Here is a 17,812-nt window from a genome sequence, read left to right on the forward strand (position 1 = left end):
CATGGCGCAGCAGCATCACGAGTTCTCCTTCGAAGTTGAGATCTGTCAGTACCTCGAAGCCCATGGTTGGCTGTATTCGCCGACGGACGCAGGTTACGACCGGGAGTTGGCGCTGTTCCCGGAGGATGTGTTCGGGTGGTTGGCGGAGACGCAACCCGACCAGTTGGCGAAGCGGGTCAAGCCAGGCTTGATGGGTGAGGCGCTGGCCAAGGCGCAGCACGGAGTTCTAAATCCATTGGTGAAAGTGCTGGGCGCCGATCCGAAGACGAATGGTGGCACGTTGTCGGTGCTACGACGAGGGTTCAAGGACTTCAACGCCCAGTTCCAGATGTGCCAATTCCGGCCTAATACATCTCTGAACGAGACCACCGCCACGAGATACGGCGCCGTCCGGCTACGGGTTATGCGCCAGGTCTACTACTCGACTCAGAACAGCAACAGCATCGATTTGGTGTTCTTCGTCAACGGAATCCCAGTCGCGACTGCCGAGTTAAAGACCGACTTCACCCAGAACATCACCGATGCGGTGCTGCAGTACAAGCACCACCGGCATCCGAAGGGCGAGCCACTCTTGCAATTTGGATCCAGGGCACTGGTTCACTTCGCCGTCTCCAACAGCGAGGTGCAAATGACCACCAAGCTGGCGGGGAAGGACACCGTCTTTCTCCCCTTCAACCGGGGTAATCACGGCCACGCCGGGAACCCATCGAGCCCGAGCGGCTCGCCGACGTCCTATCTGTGGCAGACGGTCCTGCAGCGCGATATCTGGCTTGACATCCTCGGGCGCTTTATGCACCTGCAGGTGGACGAGTATGTCGATCCCATCTCGGACAAGAAGATCCGCAAGCAGACCATGCTGTTTCCGCGCTTTCACCAGTGGGAGGCCGTCACCCAGCTTGTCGAGGCAGCCCGCACCGACGGGCCGGGACACCGGTACCTGATTCAGCACTCAGCAGGCTCGGGAAAAACCAACAGCATCTCGTGGCTGACGCATCGGCTATCGGTATTGCACGACAACACCGATAAGCCGGTGTTCGACTCGGTCATCGTAATTACCGACCGCAACGTGCTGGACGCCCAGTTGCAGGAGGCGATCCGCCAGATCGACCGCACCCCAGGCGTTGTCGCCCACATCGCCGGACTAGGTGGCGCAAAGTCGCAGGAGCTGGCCGACGCCCTCAAGGGCGGGACGAAGATCATTATTGTCACCATCCAGACCTTCCCGTTCGCACTTGAGCTGATTCGCACGCAGGCCGACCTGAAGGGGAAGAACTTTGCGATCATCGCGGACGAGGCCCACTCATCTCAGGCAGGCGAAGCCTCCAAACGACTTAAGGCGGCCCTGACGCCCACCGAGCTCGCAGATCTCGATGACGGCGGCACGGTGGATGCCCAAGACGTGTTGGCGGCAGAGATGGCCGCCCGGGCCGAGTCGAAGAACCTGTCCTTCTTCGCCTTCACCGCCACGCCGAAGGCCAAGACCCTGGAACTGTTCGGGCACAAAGGCATCGATGGGCTACCCCAGCCGTTCCACCTGTACTCCATGCAACAGGCCATCGAAGAGGGCTTCATCCTCGATGTGCTGCGCAACTACACGCCCTATAAGACAGCATTCCGACTTACCCACAATGGGCAGATCTACGAGACCACAGAGACCGCGGAGACCGGGACAGTTGAGGTCTCCGGCGATACTAAGGGTGAGCTGGTTGATAAGAGTGCCGCGATCAAGTCGATAATGAACTGGGTCAAGTTGCATCCCACGAACATCTCTCAGAAGGTGCAGATCATCATCGAGCACTTCCGCGAGAATGTGGCGTGGCGTCTCGATGGCAAGGCCAAAGCTATGGTGGTGACGTCATCGCGCAAAGCTGCCGTGCGTTACAAGCTTGCCTTTGATAAGTACATTGCCGAACAAAGTTATACCGATGTCGCAGCCCTGGTGGCGTTCTCCGGTGAGGTAACCGATCTCGAATCTGCCGTTGAGAATGCAACCGAAAACTCGATGAATCCGGGTCTGAAGGGCCGGGATCTCCGAGATGCCTTCGGCACCAACGAGTACAACGTCATGTTGGTGGCCAACAAATTTCAGACAGGGTTCGACCAGCCGCTGTTGGTGGCCATGTACGTCGACAAACGCCTTTCCGGGGTCGCAGCGGTACAAACCCTGTCCCGGCTCAACCGGGTGGCTCCGGGCAAGGACCAGACCTTCGTACTGGACTTCGCCAACACCGCCGAGGACGTTGTCGAGGCATTCGAGCCGTACTACGAGGCCACCACGCTGGCTGACGTGACAGACCCCAACATCGTGCATGAGACGATGAACAAGCTTGACGCCGCTGGCATCTACCAAGAGTCTGAGATCAACGGGCTTGTCGATGACTACCTTGCCCACAAAGGCCACGAGGCACTCACGAAGTGGGTGACACCTGCCCGGGATCGCTTTCGCGACCGGGAACTTCAGGCCGTTGAGCGAGATGACAACCTCGCTCTGGAAGAGGTCCATCTGTTCCGCAAGGACGTCGGCACTTTCCTACGCCAGTACGATTTCCTCTCCCAGATCGTGAACTACGACGACATCTCGCTGGAGAAGCTGTCCATCTACCTGCGTCACCTCGCCCCGGTGATCGCTGAGAGCCAGCTCAATCACGAAATTGACCTGTCAACAGTCGATTTCGATTACATTGCCCAGCACAAACAGGAGACCACCTCTGGGAAGCTCACCGGCGATGTTCCGCTACAGCCCGCCAAGGAACCCGGTACCGGCTCTGTTCACGATCCAGAAATGGTGGCTCTGGATGACGTCATCGCCCAGATCAACGACCTGTTCTCTGGTGATCACCCGGATTCGAGTGTGCGCAACGTCGTTACCCACATCAAAGACCGGCTAGAGGAGAGCGAGACCCTGCAGCAACAGGCGCAAAACAACTCGTTGCCTCAGTTCTCGGCAAGCCCGGATCTGCACGACGAGTTCGTGTCGGCGGTGATCGGCACGATGAATTCCTCGGAGGATCTCTCAGCGCAGATCCTCAGCAACCCCGAGCTGAAACAGAAGCTGTTGGGAGAGCTGGTGCCGTTGATCTACGAGGAGTTGAAGTCGGCGGGGTAGCCGTCGTACGGCGGGGTTACGCCACACTCGCCCACTAGCCGCGTGGCGAAGATCAGCGGACCGAACCCAACTACCCTCGATGATAAGGCGATTGCGATTACCCGCAAGGGGCCTCGCCGCCGGTAGACATCCATCGGAGTTCCGAATTATTTGGCCCCACCGCCATCGTCCGGCTTTGCTTCGGGATGGTCTGTCGAAATCTCGACGGCTCTCGGCACGGGCAGCTCAGATGGAATCATGGATACGTCATCGGGGTGATAGAAAATGCGCTCTCGGGTGTTGTTGATGGTCGCGTCGTTGAACACCCCGGCTAGGTATGTCGACCCGTCAGCAGTGGTGTCGATTTGCTTTTCACCCGCCATGATTTGGAACATCGTTAATCCGGTGGTGCGAGACATCGGGAAAAGAATGGCCCAGGCGTTGCCGATCCCAACCGCCGCTTCTGGCTTCGCGGGATTAGGTAACAGGCTCACCGGCGCGTCGCCGGTGAGTAATCGCTTGCGGCTGAACCGGATCAACACCCAGGAACGGCCAAAGTAGAACGGCGCGTAGGCCATTACGTCGACCATCGAGCTGATGTGTGCGTGTTTGATCTCGTTGGTCTGATCAGCCTTGCCGGTGCCAGCATCGGTGTCGCCCGTAGGACTTAATACGCTGGCGATCACCTCGGCGATTTCAGTGAATACCTGGCGCTGGTGGGGGGCGCGGACCCTCTGCAGCCCGAAGAAGGTCGCAAGGATCGACCGATCATTGTTGTCGAGGGGCCACTGGTGGTCGTCCAACACCTTACGGAAGACCGCAGCTGCTTCGCCTTCGATCTCAGCGATTAGGTTCTCTACAGCGTTTGGATCGGCGCGGTTATCGATGTTGTAAAAGTCTCTTACTACCGACACATCTCGGGTGGATTGACGATATCGGATGTCGCCCGGAAGCCGCAGTACTCCGATCTGGTGACCATCGTTGGCGAAGCGGTCTAAGTAGAACCGGGGCACCGTGTGATGGCCACGCGCGATCTGAGCCATCAGATCAGGGTAACCGGGGCGCCGTCCAGCAATACAATTGAGATGCTTCACGAGATACGCCACTAAGCCCCGGCTCGGCGCACACCAGCCCCATGCTCATGGGTGGTCCGGGTGACGAAGCGGCGGACACCAAACGGTGTCGGCAAGAGCGCCTCCCGAGCGGAGGCTTGATCTTTCGGGAGTTCTGCAATGCCTCGGAATCGTTCCTGCGGATCGTATGGTCCAGGCCACCTGATGCACTGGATCCAGAGGAAGAAATCGCACGAGGACGGGCAGCCGATCATCAAAGTGAAAGTGGTTGCCGTTCATGACGATGGACACGTCGAAATCGAAGGCGGTGACCTGAGACTGACGCTGTGGTATCACCACCCAGACCACCTCCGTTCGGCGATCTGCTTCGGCGGCCGCGCCGAATGGAAACCGAAGTATCACGTATTGGACGTGATTTCGAGCGGCTTGTTCAACCTCGCCGCGCTGGACAGGGTCGAGCCCTGCGTACCGCCAACACGTCGGCGACCGACCGAGACCACCAGGGAGTTCATCGAGCGGGCGATGCGGGAGAACCACGGGTGCACGGTCCCAGAGCATTGGCTCGCCGACCTAGATGCCATACCCGATGGCGAGACCGGGGAGCCGCAGTCGGGGTACTTGGTAGGGACCGACACCCCGACCACTCACGAACGGGCGCTGCTGAGGAAACTCGCGGAGGAGTTCGGTGGCGGTCCCACCACCGCCTACCCCCAGGGAGATGAGGGCTGAGTTCGTCGGCGATGCGCAAAGGGAGCGGGCGAGTGGCGATGCGATACGAGCAGCGGATAGTCCGTTACCGCGAGCAGCGGATAGTCCGTTACCGCGAGCAGTGGATTGCCCACCACCGTGAGCAGAGTCACGAGCCCTACGCCGCCCCCATTAGGGAAAACCCTGAGCGGTGGGAGTGCAAGTGCGACCCGGATGTCGTCTGGACCGCCGTCTGGCGCATCCTGACGCCCGTGCAGATCAGGCAGAAGTTCGCACATCTGAGCAAGCGACGTGAACTGCAGCCGGACATCGCCGAGATCCAGGCCGAGCAGGAGCAGCGCAATGCCGCCCTGCACAAGATCGACCACAGTCACATCCCACCCTTACGGGTCGACCCCCGGTATGTCCTTGGGAGGCCTGGGGTTCGGCGCCGCAGATAACTCGATGGGAACTACCCCATCGGAGTGTGCTCGGTGCGAGGCATTACTTCAGTTCGCGGTGACGACCATCGGGAAGGGGCTGCGGTTGTTCGGCAGATTGCCGGGGAAACAGGCGGATACGCCTTCGAGGGTTGGTGGGTATCCCGGTTGCGGCGACGCCATGATCTGCAAGCTGTAGCCGTCAGGTGCGTACCCGAACCGGTTGGGTTTATAGAAGCCGTCGCGCTCCATGACATACCAGCCCCAGCTTTTCCAGATGTCGCCGACCTTGGCGATGATGGCGTCCGGGTGAACGCCGGGCGGAAGTTTCAGTTCACCGATCGTCGAAAACGACACGGGCGGAATGCCGGTGTCCACGTCTTTGCAGGGAGGCGTATTGGTGCCGCCGCTGTATCGGGTGGCGTCCAGGGTGGTTTCCGGCGGCAGCGCCCGCAGAGTTTTCTTGAGGTAGCCGAGCAGTGTGTCCTGGGCCTGCTGCTGGCTGGCCGGGACCACAGGCCGCTGTGTCCAGCCTGGCGGGGGCGGCGGGGTCGATGTCATGTTTGGTCCTCCAAGAATCGTTGCGCCGGTGGGAATGGGCGGGCCGAGTGGGCTGTGGTGAGCGCACCCGGCGGTTAGCGCCGCCACCAGCAGGGCGGCGGCACCGGCTCGCACCATGACGACCTGGCTCATCGGTTTCCGATGATGTAGGGCGGTGGCTGGCCCGCGATGATCGCCCCCATGTTGAGCAAGGCCTTGTTCCCCGGAAACCAATAGCTGCTGTGAGCGTCGACGCTGGGAAGCCCAAGCGGCAACCCGGGTCCGGGAGCAGCCTCGAGCCGAATCGCGCCGAAGTCAGGTTTGTCGGGTTCCGGACCGAGCGTCCACTGAGTCGCCGCTCCGGCGGCCCCGATAATGTCGTTTTGCGCCCGCATAGCGTAGACATGCCCGCCCGGATCGAGGCGTAAATCCCCGGCGTGGTCGACGAGCATGCCGGGGCTGCCGACGGCGATCACGTTGTTGGCGTCGAGGTGGTGCCCACCGGAGGCTGCCGCGCCCACCACCGTAGAGCCATAGCTGTGGCCGATCACGGTGTCAATGGATGGCGCTCCGACGTGTGAGGCGCGCTGGCCGGCTTCGAACGCATCAAGGTTAGCCGCGCCCGCCTGTGCCAAATTCGGAAAGTCCGCGTGGTCGAGTCCCATCGGTCGGTCGTAGCCCATCCACGTGGTCACCACCACGTCGCCGGGCTTGAGGCTGGGATCGGCTCGCAGCGTGGCGTTGTACATCGCCAACGCTTTGTTGTCAGCGCCACTGATAGTCGTTAAGTCTTGCCCAGTGCCAGGCACCAGGATCGCATTGCGTTTTGCGGTGTCGGGGTTGCCGATAGCGATTGCGCCATGCCCAAATTCGTCGAGCTGGCCCAGGTAGCGCTTCGGGCCGTTCGTGGAATTTATTGTCGCTTCGACGTCTTTGTAGCCCTGCAAGTGGTTTTTGGCGGCGGCCAGTTGAGTCTGCAGGGCGTAGATTGCGCCGTCGTCGGCGTTGTGGCCGCGCATCATCTCATCGAGGCTGTGTTGCATCCGGTCGATATCGGCTTGGGTTTGTCGCTCAAGCTCGGGCAGGCGCAGCCGATTGTAATGGTCCTTGCCCAAATGATCCGGCGGGTCCCAGGGCATTCCATAGTGGTTGCCGATGTCGTGGTCTCGACTGTAGAGCCAGTCCTTTTCTTCCGGGGTGAGCTGATTCCACAGGTCAGTGAACTGTTTCGGATCCTCGGGCAGCGGCCTTGACAGCGCATCTTGGATCTCTGGTCGATTATCGTGCGGCGCAGCGGGAATCGGCGCGTCACCGTCGGCCATGTTGATCGCGGTCGCCAGCTCCGTGTCAACCGTGTTGGCTTCGGCCAGGATCGCATCCAGCCGCGGTTGCAGCTGCATCTCGGCGATGAGGGCTTCCATCGGTGGACCTTTGAATGTCGAACTCGGCACGACTTGGTTGGTCAGTGGGTCGATCGTCATGTGCAACTCGGTGGCATCGGCGCGCAAGGTACGCAGTTCGGACTGCACATGCTCGATGTCGTCCGCGGCTTTGCTTGCCGCCCGCGCCACCGCCAGTGACTCGTTGCCGTGGGCATCGAGGTCTTGGCGGATCGAGGCATTGGTGTGCTTTCTGGCCTCGGCGGTTGCACCTTCCCAGGTATCGAACACCGCTAAGGAGCTCAGCTGACGAGAGGCCTCCAAGGTGGCCTGCCCGCGTGCGTTGGCCGCGTGGAACACTTCACGCACCGCCTCGGAGCTCCACCGGTCAATGTCGGCCACCGTCAATGTCACCGGTGTAGGGAACCTGCTGCCCCATCGGCGCCGGGCTGCAGCGCACGCAATCTCTCCGCGTTGTCGCGCTCCATCGCCGAGAAGTCGATCCCGTCGTTGTTCATGTCCAGAGCGTGCTCGCCCACCCGGGTCAGCAACCTGCGCGAGGTTTCCAACCAGGCCGCCATCTTGGTGTTGATCGCCGCCGCAGAGCTGCCCACCCAGCCGGATTGGGCCGCAGCTATCCGGTTGTCCGACGACAAATGGGCACCGGCCAGATCCTCACCCTGTCCAGACACCTGCGCCACTGAGTGCGCCAATGCCTCTAGGTCAATCTGGAATTTTTCTCCAAGCCCCACGTCCACCACCTCGCCGGAAGAAATGCTGACTATGCCATAACAGCCCTGAAGGGTTGGCGCAAGTCACCGACCGCGAGGACCCGGCTGGTGCTAAGAGTCGACGATGATCTCGCTGGCACCGTGACCGGCGGGCGGCAAGTTGCGCGTTGATCTGTCGGGTGCAGGCCTTGCCGTGAGTATCGAAATTGCTCATCCGTGTGGTTTGGGGCACCGCATACTTGGTGGCCGGATGGAGTTGCACGGTTGAGCGGCTGGGGGTGATGGTTGGTGGACGAACCGACGACAAGCGATACCGCGTCGGGTTTGCGTCCAGGATCCCGGTTCGGGCCCTATCGGCTGAAGCGGCTGCTGGGCAGGGGCGGGTTCGGCGAGGTGTATGAGGCCGAAGACACTGTGATGGACCGCTTGGTGGCGGTAAAGCTGTTGGCGGCCCCCTACTCGCACAACCAGGTTTTTAGGGAGCGGCTGTACCGCGAGGCGCATGCTGCTGGGCGCCTGCATGAGCCCCATGTCGTGCCCATCCACAAGTGTGGAGAGATCGAGGGGCAGCTCTACATTGACATGCGCCTTATCAAGGGCACCGATCTCCAGAACGTGCTGGCCGAGCATGGGCCGTTGACTCCGGCGCGGGCGGTGGCAATTGTGCGCCAGATCGCCTCGGCTCTGGACGCCGCGCACGCCGACCAAATGATTCACCGTGACGTTAAGCCTGCCAACATCTTGCTCACTGGTGATGACTTCGCTTGCCTGGTGGATTTCGGGCTGGCTAACGCGGCTACAGACGCAAAGCTGACCAGTTCCGGCACAACGATCGGGACGTTTGCCTACATGGCTCCGGAGCGGCTCAGCAAGGCCGAGGTGAGCCACCGCGCCGACATCTACTCGCTAGCCTGCGTGTTTTATGAATGTTTGACTGGGTCGCCGCCCTATGCCATCGGCGATTTGCCCGCGCTCATCACCGCGCATCTGACGGCGCCGATCCCACGCCCTAGCCAGCATCGGCCTCAGATCCCACCCGGGTTCGATGACGTCATTGGTCGCGGGATGGCTAAAAATCCCGACGAGCGCTACGCCAGTGCCGGGCAGTTAGCCGCTGCAGCGCAGCATCTATTGGCCACCTCGGATCAAGACCAGGTCGAAACCATCTTGGCGAGCACCCAGGCCGCTCGCCCGGCCGCCGCTCAGGAACAGCGTCATGCCGACACCCGGCGCAAATCCGAGACATTTTCTGGAAGGAAGCGTTGGGCTTGGGTTGCCGCTGCCGTGGTGGCCGTGCCGCTCCTCATTGGAGGGTTCCTAGTCGCCTGGCGCCCCTGGGAGCGGCAAGCACCATCGAGCTCCACGCCCCCATCCGAGCCGTTGACCCCCGCGGCACCCAGCGCTCCACCGCGAATAACCCCGACTGCCATTACGCCACCACCGCCAAAGTTGTTCTCGCCGAAGGCGATCGACCAGGTCCTGCTGACCTCTGATGAACTCTCTAAACTGCTCACCGCAAACTTCTCTGACAACCCATCTGTGGGCGGGCCCGGTGGACTTGGTCTGAATTCCTCGTCGTATGGGATGTCGGATCATTCGCATCAAGTAACACCACCATCGTGCGTCGGAGTGGTTTTCACGGGCGAGCACGACGTCTACGGCAGCGCTGACCCCACAGCGATTAAGACCCAGACTTTCGGTGTTCCGTATGGGGTGAATGCCGGTACACCACACCTTCTTCAGCAAACCGCGGCAGTCCTGTCGTCCGCGGAAGATGCTCGACAGTTTCTCATCTCCTCGGAAAGTAAGTGGAAAGCCTGTGGAAGTCTGAAAGTTAGTGCGACCTTCGGCTACGAAAGCGGCGCGGGATACATCCTCGGTCGCGTCGTCGGCCAAGGCGACATGATCACGCTAGGCATGGCATCCACAAACAATATGGGTCCAACTAATGGAGCGGATGCGTGCCAACTGGCAATGGGTGTGCGAGAGAACGTCGTCGTTGAAGTTCGGACCTGCGAAGCTCCTGATGTGACTTCAGCACCGGCTTCGCCAGACCTCGTGTGGGTGGTCCCTGACGCTGAGAAGGTCGCCAAAGCGATGCTCGACAACGTGGTGCCATAAACCTTTAGAGGCTCTGGCTTGGGCCAGCTGCCATGCCTGGAACATAGCGTTGAAGATATACAGCACCGAAGTTATAATTCAGGTGGTGATCGACTTGTCGTCCATCCGTAGCGCCGCTGGCATGACCCAGGTGCAACTGGCCGACGCACTGGGTACGACTCAGGGGCAGATCAGCCGGATCGAGCGTCAATCCGACATGTTGCTGTCGACTCTGAGTGCCTACCTCTCGGCGCTCGGTGTAGACGCGCAGATCGTCGTCGAGGTAGGCGAACAGACCATGACGTACGACCTCACGGGCCGGAAGAGAGCGCGATGACCACCCAGACCGAGACCACCCATAGGAACCACCGCCGTGCTGTCCGGTTCTTCTGGGGCCTCCTGATCGGCGCCACCACGGTCAGCCTCATCGGCAATATCGCACACGCGGTGCTGCCCTACATCCCATACGTCGTCGTCCAGATCGGTGCCGCCGCCGTACCTCCGATTGCTCTCCTGGCGGCAGTGCACGGTATCGCCCTCGCCGTGCGTGCGGGAGCCTCCGGCACGGTTTACCGCTGGGCGGTCGCTGCTGTTGCCGCCATCGGTCTGGGCGCATTCGCCGTGAGCTTCCTGGCGGTGCGCGATCTGATGCAAGCCATTGGATATAGCTCGGAAATTGCTTGCATCTTCCCCGCACTCGTCGACACGGCGGTGGCCGTCGGCACAATGATGCTCGTTGCACTCGGGGACAAACCGGCACGCCGCGCCCGCACCGTGACCGCCTGCTCCAATACACAACCCTCGGTGGTGCAACGGTTGCCGCAGACTTTGGCACGGCGTGCAAAACCCGAGGTCCCACCCGCTACGACCGGCGCCCAGGCACAGCGGGGACAGGCCGAGCGGGTACCGGCCTCTGCATTGCTGCAATCCGGCTCGACACAGACAGCGCATGGCTCAGCGCAAACCGAGGGCGCAAGGGGCGATGCAGAAATTGCACATCGCGATGCAGACCTTGCGTCGGAGCTGATTGCATCGGGGGTGACGACGCAACCCGTCGAGACTGTGAACGCAGTACTGGAAGCACACCGTAATGGCGCGTCGATAAATGCTGCGGCCAAGGCGTTGGGCATTAACTATCGGACCGCACAGAGGATCGTGACGGCCGCCGCCGAGCGTCAGCAGCGGCAGCTCGCGGCGGTCGGCTGAGGGTCACTACGTATGCTGTGCGAGCGTGGATGCGCTGGCACTTCCCCCGTGGCTGACCGTCACCCAGGCAGCGGAGTACTGCGGGGTGGACCGCGCCGAGATGTATTACAAGATGCTTCGGAACCTTGTGGTTCGGCGCATTGGCGTGGGCGGCGGGGTGATGCCATATGGTCGTTTGATCCGAATCGAGCGGGGATCGTTGCTACGGCTTCGCGGGGAACCAGATCCACCCTCGCAGGCGCTTCCTCGCTGGGTGAGACTCAAGCAGGCAGCCGAGCACTACCAGGTCAGCCCGCGGCTAATCCGCAGGCTCATTGCTAATGGACAACTCGACGCCCGAAGGAGTACCAAAACTTCTCCGCATCGACCGCGAAACACTGTTGCAGCTGGGCAGATTCAGGTTCTCGACAACGTGATAAGACGGCGTTACATCACCATCGCGGAGGCTGCCGATTACCTGCAGATCAGCGACCGGACGGTGCGCCGACTGATCGCCGATGGGGAGTTGAAGGGCTACCGCATGGGTCGATCCCATCGCGTTATCCGGGTGGACCTCAACGAGATTGACGACCAGCTGATGCGTCCCATCAACGAGCCGCTACGACCGCGGAAACAGCGACCATGAGCGGCATCGCGCTTGGCGCCGACCAGCTCGAGTGAGGAAATGGTCATCACCGGACCGGCGACCAGCGGCCCGTAACTAGGTCCGTCATGCCCTCATCCATCTCGCATCTCTTGCCGGTGCGCATCAAGGACGTCCCGTACACAGAGCCTTTTGGCGTCACCCGTTGCGGGCCCGACGTCACTCGTTGGGAGCCCGGCCTCATACCGGAGCCGCCGGAGCTTGATGCGCTCGGGGTCAGAGAAGGTAATAGCTTGTCCGCGGTGTTGCGGATCTTTTGCCCGGCGCGGCCGGTTTGGGTACGTCTCCCAGGGGTCATTGCGACTAGATTGCGGGCGCCCGGGCCGCCGGGCGTCGTCCTCGTCGACCCAGTCGTCAGCGTCGGCTTTGCGAGACGGAACAACCTGGGGCTGAGCAGCTTCCGTGGTCTTAATCAGTTCGTGGGTCTTGACAACTTCGCGCAGGTCTTCCCATTCGCCAGGGCGGTTCAAGGCGTAGGCGTTGCGATACCGGCCCTGATCGATGTAGTCCGGCATTCCCCGGATCGCGGCAATGACAGCTTTGATGTCCTGGACCGGGTACTTGCGCAGCATGATCCTGAAAGTCTTCCTCCAGTTATTGAGTCTGAACTCGCTGATATCGAGGTCACCGTGAGAGGCCCGGAATTCGGTGAAGGCTGCCATCAGCTCGTCGACCTCAGTCGGGTCGACCTTCTTCGGTTGCTGGTCAGATGGCCGAGGAATTCCCGTTGTCATGGCCTCCCTTAGACCCTCATAGCAATTCAGGATCTGGCGGAGTCGGGTCAGCTTGTGGTCTTTGTTCCGGTCGACCAGAGACTGCGGCAGGTACCCATTGCAATCGATGTAAACCCAGTCGATTACTTCGACGACCTCGGCCAGCGGGTGATGGAGAAGCAATTCGATAGCACTCTGGTGGAACTTTTCGAGGCGACCTTCACTGATCGAGGGTTGGACTTTCCGACCAGCGGCTTTGTTTTCCACATTCTGTCGGTCCAGAGCCAGGGAGTGGAAATAGGTGGTCAACCAGTCCGCGTGTAAGGAGATTTCCGGCAACCTTGGGAATTTCCGACCAAGGCTTCCGCTTCGCGGATCAAGAAAGTGTATGGGGATTGGGAGTGGTGCCCCTACTTGAGGCCATGTCCCCAACCATTGGCCCAACCGGAATTCTCCCCGGCGGTCCCTCATACCCAAGGACGCCCGCAGGGCGTCCGAGGTATTAGGACCAGTGAATTCTATCTTTGGATTGGTACTACTTAACTGTTCAAGAGAAGAGTTAGTACCACTGTCTCTACTATTACTCGGAAAGTTTGAGGCTGGTGTCACAGTGACACCAGGGGGTGTCACGCTGGCACCAGGGGGTTGTGTCACTGAGTCACCTGGCAGCAGATAGGAATTTGGCCGATACCCCTGGTCTTGACCCCTACGCACCCCTACCTTGATGGCCTCGGCGTCTTCTAACTCCCGTATTGCTCTCTGGACAGTCCGCTGGCTCAAACCAGTCATATGAGCCAGCTCCGGGATACTCGGCGACTCAGTAGAGGCGATGGCCAACAAAGTCAGCTTGGCTTTAGCGCTGACGCTCAAACTCCAGATCGCTTCTGGGCCGCTCATAACGAGGGCTCCGCATTACCAGCACGCCTTCGAAAAGGCCTCAGTAATTCCGCCAGCCGGGCCCGCTGTTCATCGGTCAGCGGGGGCGCGCCAGTCAGAATTTCGGCGACGTAGTCGTCGACGGGAGATTTTTCTGAGGGCTCCGAACTTTCGTTTGTACTCACAAGCGACGGCCCGCACCGGGCCTGCCGCCTACAACGCTACGCCTCGATTTTCAGCCACGGGGAATGGAGCTGACTAGGGGTCGAAATCCGGGCCCAAATTTCTTCCGGCGTCGCAAGACCACGGATACCAGACTGACCATCTGCAACACCGCGCGGCGTTGGGTTACGACATGGGCGTCTTCAGGCCCGGCCAGAGGCCTCGCCGTCAATACCTGCTACATACACATGTTGACACACCTCATGGCCGTATCGGGGGCCAACGTCACGATCGTGTGCGGGGCGGTGCTGTTCTCGTCGCGGTTGATCGGGCCACGGGCGGCGGTGGGGCTCGCGGCGCTCGCGCTGGTGGCATTCGTCGTCGTGGTGCAACCTACGGCGAGCGTGCTGCGTGCTGCGGTGATGGGCGCGATCGCGCTGCTGGGCGTGCTGTCTTCGCGTCGGCGACAAGCGATTCCGGCGCTCGCGGCCAGTGCGCTGCTGTTGATGGTCGCCGCCCCCCAATTGGCGGTCGACGTGGGTCTGGCGTTGTCGGTGGTGGCGACGGCGGCGCTGGTGGTCCTCGCGCCCGCATGGTCGAGGCGCCTCGTGGCGGCGGGCTGGTGCAAGCCGCTGGCGGACGCCGTCTGTGTGGCGTGCGCCGCGCAGTTGGTGACGGCTCCGCTGATCGCCGGCATTTCGGGCCGGGTCAGCCTGGTGGCAGCGGCGGCCAATCTCGCGGTGGCGGCGCTCGTCGCGCCGATCACGGTGATGGGCAGTGCGGCAAGCATGCTGTGTCTGTGCTGGCCGGCCGGCGCGCAACTGTTGATCCGGTTCACCGGCCCCGAATTGTGGTGGGTGCTGCGCATAGCGCACTGGGCAGCCGCTGTTCCGGCTGCCAGCGTGCCGGTGCCGTCCGGCATTTCCGGCGTGCTGCTGGTCGCCGTCGCCACGGCGCCGGCCGTGGTGCTGTGGCGGTGGCGGTGGTTTCGTGCTCTGACGGCGCTTGCGGTCACCGGCCTATTCGCTTGGTCGCTGTCGGGCCTGCTGGCAGGGGCCGGCGGCCCTGTCGGCGGCGCATGACACGATCGAACGGTGAGCCAGCAGGTTTCGGCGCTGCACCTTGTACTGGGAGACGAGGAGCTGTTGGTCGAGCGCGCCGTCGCGGACGTGTTGCGCTCGGCGCGCCAGCGCGCCGGCAGCGACGACGTCCCGGTGAGCCGGCTGCGGGCCGGCGAGGTCGACACGTATGAGCTGGCCGAACTGCTGAGCCCGTCGTTGTTCGCCGACGAGCGGGTGGTCGTGCTGGAAGCCGCCGACGAGGCGGGCAAGGACGCCGCGGAGTTGATCGCCACTGCGGCCGCGGACATTCCGTCGGGCACCGAGCTGGTGGTTGTGCATTCCGGCGGCGGGCGCGCCAAGGCGCTGGCCGGTCAGCTGCGCGCGCTTGGCGCGCAAGTACATCCGTGCGCACGGATCACCAAGCCCAGTGAACGCGCCGAGTTCGTTCGCAACGAATTCCGCTCGATGCAGGTCAGAGTCGACGGGGATACGGTCACCGCGCTGCTCGACGCGGTCGGCTCCGATGTGCGCGAACTCGCCTCGGCCTGTTCGCAATTGGTCGCCGACACCGGCGGCCGCGTCGATGCTGCCGCTGTTCGGCGGTATCACAGCGGCAAGGCCGAGGTGAAGGGTTATGACATCGCCGACAAGGCCGTCGTCGGCGATGTCGAGGGCGCCGTCGAGGCGCTGCGGTGGGCGATGATGCGCGGTGAGCCGCATGTGGTGTTGGCCGACGCGCTGGCCGAGGCCGTGCACACCATCGGCCGGGTGGGGCCGTTATCCGGTGACCCCTACCGTCTGGCCGCCGAACTCGGGATGCCGGCGTGGCGGGTGCAGAAGGCGCAAAAACAGGCCCGGGGCTGGTCGCGCGACATGGTGGCCGACGCGATGAGATTGGTGGCGGCGCTGAACGCCGATGTCAAAGGCGCGGCCGCCGATGCCGACTACGCGTTGGAAGCAGCGGTGCGCAAGGTCGCCGAGCTAGCGGCCCGCCGCTAAACGGCCCAAGAACGGCTCAGAGCTTGTTGAAGGCGTGTGCCAGCGCCGACTTTTTGTTGGCCGCCTGGTTCTTGTGGATCACGCCCTTGCTTGCCGCCTTGTCCAGCTTGCGGCTGGTCGACGCGAGCAGCTCGGCGGCCTTGTCCTTCTCGCCTGCGGCGGCGGCCTCACGAAACGCGCGGACCGCCGTGCGAAGCGACGACTTCACCGACTTGTTGCGTAGCCGCCGGCGCTCGTTGGTGCGGTTGCGCTTCTGCTGCGACTTGATGTTGGCCACGCGTTAGCTTCCTTCGTCGATCTGGGCGGATGCTCGGGTTTTCGGGCTGCAGATGCCTGGACGGCCGGGCAGCGACTGACCAGGGTATCAGCCGGCGCCGCATTCTCCCAAAGCCGAGTCCCTTGGCCTGCGGAAACGCCGCCGGTAGGGCACGATGTGATGGGTGAGCCTTCGAGCCGTGGAGACCACCCGGTCGTCCCGCGCCGGCGCCCGTATGCCCAGGCGCTACGAGCGCATTTTCGACGGCTACAACGCGGCGAGCAGCTACCTGGATGCCTTCGACGAGATGTTCGACGGTCAGGGCAACGTCCGCGGGCCCTACAAAGGCATCTACGCCGAACTTGCGCCGTCGGACGCCTCCGAGCTCGCAGCCCGCGCGGAGGCCCTGGGCCGCGCGTTCAGCGACCAGGGCATCACGTTTTCGCTGTCCGGTCAGGAGCGGCCGTTTCCGCTGGACCTGGTCCCCCGGGTGATCTCGGCCGCCGAGTGGGCACGGCTTGAGCGCGGCATCACCCAGCGCGTCAAGGCTCTGGAGTGCTACCTCGACGACATCTACGGCGAGCAGGAGATCCTGCTTGACGGTGTCATCCCGCGCCGGCTGGTGACCTCATGCGAACATTTCCACCGCCAGGCCGCCGGCATCGTCCCGCCCAATGGGGTGCGCATCCACGTCGCCGGCATCGACTTGATCCGCGACGAGCGCGGCAACTTCCGGGTTCTGGAAGACAACCTGCGCTCGCCGTCGGGAGTGTCGTATGTGATGGAGAACCGGCGCACGATGGCGCGGGTCTTCCCCAACCTGTTCGCCACCCACCGGGTACGCGCGGTCGACGACTATTCGGCTCACCTGTTGCGGGCGTTGCGCAACTCGGCGGCCACCAACGAGGCCGACCCGACCGTCGTGGTGCTGACTCCCGGTGTCGCCAACTCTGCCTATTTCGAGCATTCGCTGCTGGCCCGTCAGATGGGTGTCGAACTCGTCGAAGGCCGCGATCTGTTCTGCCGCGACAACCAGGTGTACATGCGCACCACTGAGGGCGAGCGCCAGGTCGACGTCATCTACCGGCGCATCGACGACACATTCCTCGACCCGATGCAGTTCCGCCCCGACTCGGTGCTCGGGGTCGCCGGTCTGCTCAACGCGGCCCGCGCCGGCAATGTCGTCATTTCCAGCGCCGTCGGCAACGGGGTGGGCGACGACAAACTCGTCTACGCCTATGTGCCGACCATCATCGAGTACTACCTCGGCGAAAAACCGTTGCTGGCCAACGTGGACACGCTGCGCTGCTGGCTGGACGACGAACGCGAAGAGGTGCTGGATCGGATCAGGGAATTGGTCGTCAAGCCGGTCGAGGGCTCCGGCGGTTACGGCATCGTGTTCGGCCCGGAGGCCTCCGACAAAGAACTCGCCTCGCTCAGCAAGAAAATCCGCGACGATCCGCGGCGCTGGATCGCCCAGCCGATGATGCAGCTGTCCACCGTGCCGACCCAGATCGGGAACAGACTGGCTCCCCGCTACGTCGACCTGCGCCCATTCGCGGTCAACGACGGAGACGACGTTTGGGTGCTGCCCGGAGGTCTGACCCGGGTGGCGTTGGTCGAGGGCTCGCGGGTGGTCAACTCCAGCCAGGGCGGCGGCTCGAAGGACACCTGGGTGCTGGCGCCGCGCGCTTCCGTAGCCAATCGCGAGCTCGGCGCCGCAGAGGTTGTGCGTTCGTTGCCGAAGCCGGTCGGGACGTCCAACGGCGAGGCTGAGGCCGAAATGCCGCAGCAGCAACAACAGCCGCAGCCGCGCCCGCCGCAGGACCAACAGCCAGGTCAACAACAGCAGTAAACGGAG

General features: G+C 62.5%; 15 protein-coding genes, 2 pseudogenes and 1 riboswitch. Of the genes and pseudogenes, 10 read left to right on the forward strand and 7 right to left on the reverse strand.

Going from position 1 to position 17,812, the window contains the following annotated elements:
• The first annotated feature begins 1 nt into the window (after position 1).
• Entirely contained in the window at positions 2-3,106 is a 3,105-nt protein-coding gene (locus tag AWC06_RS19275) for a type I restriction endonuclease subunit R (protein ID WP_085199600.1), read from the forward strand.
• Positions 3,107-3,252: 146 nt separating this feature from the next.
• Here AWC06_RS19275 and AWC06_RS19280 read toward each other — a convergent pair whose 3' ends face one another.
• Positions 3,253-4,128 (reverse strand): DUF4238 domain-containing protein, encoded by an 876-nt coding sequence (locus tag AWC06_RS19280; protein WP_085199601.1) that lies wholly within the window; start codon positions 4,126-4,128, stop codon positions 3,253-3,255.
• Positions 4,129-4,173: 45 nt separating this feature from the next.
• Positions 4,174-4,283: riboswitch (SAM riboswitch) on the forward strand.
• A 79-nt stretch (positions 4,284-4,362) separates the two neighbouring features.
• On the opposite strand from AWC06_RS19280, the gene AWC06_RS19285 reads away from it, so the two are divergent.
• Both AWC06_RS19285 and AWC06_RS19290 read left to right on the forward strand, forming a co-directional pair.
• On the forward strand, positions 4,363-4,887 hold the full coding sequence (locus AWC06_RS19285; protein ID WP_085199602.1) for a hypothetical protein: 525 nt from the start codon (positions 4,363-4,365) through the stop codon (positions 4,885-4,887).
• A gap of 32 nt (positions 4,888-4,919) precedes the next feature.
• Positions 4,920-5,306, forward strand: a complete 387-nt coding sequence (locus AWC06_RS19290; protein WP_085199603.1) for a hypothetical protein — start codon at positions 4,920-4,922, stop codon at positions 5,304-5,306.
• Between the two features lie 48 nt (positions 5,307-5,354).
• On the opposite strand, the gene AWC06_RS19295 is transcribed toward AWC06_RS19290, so the two are convergent.
• Genes AWC06_RS19295 through AWC06_RS19305 form a run of 3 tightly spaced genes read right to left on the reverse strand, consistent with a single transcriptional unit; the run spans position 5,355 to position 7,956 of the window.
• Complete coding sequence (locus AWC06_RS19295) at positions 5,355-5,978, reverse strand: hypothetical protein (protein ID WP_085199604.1); 624 nt, start codon at positions 5,976-5,978, stop codon at positions 5,355-5,357.
• Positions 5,975-7,618, reverse strand: a complete 1,644-nt coding sequence (locus tag AWC06_RS19300; RefSeq protein WP_139820133.1) for an alpha/beta hydrolase — start codon at positions 7,616-7,618, stop codon at positions 5,975-5,977. Before AWC06_RS19300 ends, AWC06_RS19295 begins: the two co-directional genes overlap by 4 nt.
• The gene (locus tag AWC06_RS19305; protein WP_085200054.1) at positions 7,615-7,956 is read right to left on the reverse strand and encodes a WXG100 family type VII secretion target; all 342 of its coding nucleotides are present in this window, start codon (positions 7,954-7,956) and stop codon (positions 7,615-7,617) included. Before AWC06_RS19305 ends, AWC06_RS19300 begins: the two co-directional genes overlap by 4 nt.
• Positions 7,957-8,223: 267 nt before the next feature.
• Between AWC06_RS19305 and AWC06_RS23830 the strand changes: the two genes are divergently transcribed.
• The 4 genes from AWC06_RS23830 (at position 8,224) to AWC06_RS23910 (ending at position 11,866) form a co-directional block, all read left to right on the forward strand.
• Positions 8,224-10,056: a serine/threonine-protein kinase PknH/PknJ gene (locus AWC06_RS23830; protein ID WP_169715381.1), complete on the forward strand. Its 1,833-nt coding sequence runs from the start codon at positions 8,224-8,226 to the stop codon at positions 10,054-10,056.
• Positions 10,057-10,141: 85 nt separating this feature from the next.
• Positions 10,142-10,372 carry a helix-turn-helix domain-containing protein gene (locus AWC06_RS19315; protein ID WP_085200055.1) on the forward strand — a complete coding sequence of 77 codons (231 nt, stop codon included), beginning with the start codon at positions 10,142-10,144 and terminating at the stop codon, positions 10,370-10,372.
• Positions 10,369-11,241: a DUF2637 domain-containing protein gene (locus AWC06_RS19320; protein WP_085199606.1), complete on the forward strand. Its 873-nt coding sequence runs from the start codon at positions 10,369-10,371 to the stop codon at positions 11,239-11,241. Before AWC06_RS19315 ends, AWC06_RS19320 begins: the two co-directional genes overlap by 4 nt.
• Positions 11,242-11,266: 25 nt before the next feature.
• Complete coding sequence (locus AWC06_RS23910) at positions 11,267-11,866, forward strand: helix-turn-helix domain-containing protein (protein ID WP_308065910.1); 600 nt, start codon at positions 11,267-11,269, stop codon at positions 11,864-11,866.
• A 92-nt stretch (positions 11,867-11,958) separates the two neighbouring features.
• On the opposite strand, the gene AWC06_RS23725 is transcribed toward AWC06_RS23910, so the two are convergent.
• Both AWC06_RS23725 and AWC06_RS24015 read right to left on the reverse strand, forming a co-directional pair.
• A complete protein-coding gene (locus tag AWC06_RS23725; protein WP_227370942.1) occupies positions 11,959-12,906 on the reverse strand; it encodes a hypothetical protein in 948 nt (315 codons plus the stop codon).
• A gap of 423 nt (positions 12,907-13,329) precedes the next feature.
• Positions 13,330-13,494 (reverse strand): annotated as a pseudogene (locus AWC06_RS24015) (helix-turn-helix domain-containing protein); the annotation flags it as partial.
• 392 nt (positions 13,495-13,886) lie between these two features.
• Between AWC06_RS24015 and AWC06_RS19335 the strand changes: the two are divergent.
• A pseudogene (locus tag AWC06_RS19335) lies at positions 13,887-14,717 on the forward strand (ComEC/Rec2 family competence protein); the annotation flags it as partial.
• A gap of 12 nt (positions 14,718-14,729) precedes the next feature.
• On the forward strand, positions 14,730-15,695 hold the full coding sequence (gene holA, locus AWC06_RS19340; protein WP_085199609.1) for a DNA polymerase III subunit delta: 966 nt from the start codon (positions 14,730-14,732) through the stop codon (positions 15,693-15,695).
• Positions 15,696-15,711: 16 nt separating this feature from the next.
• On the opposite strand, the gene rpsT is transcribed toward holA, so the two are convergent.
• The gene (gene rpsT / locus AWC06_RS19345) at positions 15,712-15,972 is read right to left on the reverse strand and encodes a 30S ribosomal protein S20 (RefSeq protein WP_085199610.1); all 261 of its coding nucleotides are present in this window, start codon (positions 15,970-15,972) and stop codon (positions 15,712-15,714) included.
• 214 nt (positions 15,973-16,186) lie between these two features.
• Here rpsT and AWC06_RS19350 point away from each other — a divergent pair, with 214 nt between their 5' ends.
• A complete protein-coding gene (locus AWC06_RS19350; protein ID WP_085199611.1) occupies positions 16,187-17,806 on the forward strand; it encodes a circularly permuted type 2 ATP-grasp protein in 1,620 nt (539 codons plus the stop codon).
• The last annotated feature ends 6 nt before the right edge of the window (positions 17,807-17,812 follow it).

It is taken from the genome of Mycobacterium fragae (assembly GCF_002102185.1).
GTDB classification, from domain to species: Bacteria; Actinomycetota; Actinomycetes; order Mycobacteriales; family Mycobacteriaceae; genus Mycobacterium; species Mycobacterium fragae.

Excerpts from the sequence above, each read along its gene's own strand:
- AWC06_RS19275 (WP_085199600.1), top strand. The coding sequence starts at position 2 with ATGGCGCAGCAGCATCACGAGTTCTCCTTCGAAGTTGAGATCTGTCAG.
- AWC06_RS19285 (WP_085199602.1), top strand. The coding sequence starts at position 4,363 with ATGCACTGGATCCAGAGGAAGAAATCGCACGAGGACGGGCAGCCGATC.
- AWC06_RS19295 (WP_085199604.1), bottom strand. The coding sequence starts at position 5,978 with ATGAGCCAGGTCGTCATGGTGCGAGCCGGTGCCGCCGCCCTGCTGGTG.
- AWC06_RS19320 (WP_085199606.1), top strand. The coding sequence starts at position 10,369 with ATGACCACCCAGACCGAGACCACCCATAGGAACCACCGCCGTGCTGTC.
- AWC06_RS19280 (WP_085199601.1), bottom strand. The coding sequence starts at position 4,128 with ATGGCTCAGATCGCGCGTGGCCATCACACGGTGCCCCGGTTCTACTTA.
- AWC06_RS19350 (WP_085199611.1), top strand. The coding sequence starts at position 16,187 with ATGCCCAGGCGCTACGAGCGCATTTTCGACGGCTACAACGCGGCGAGC.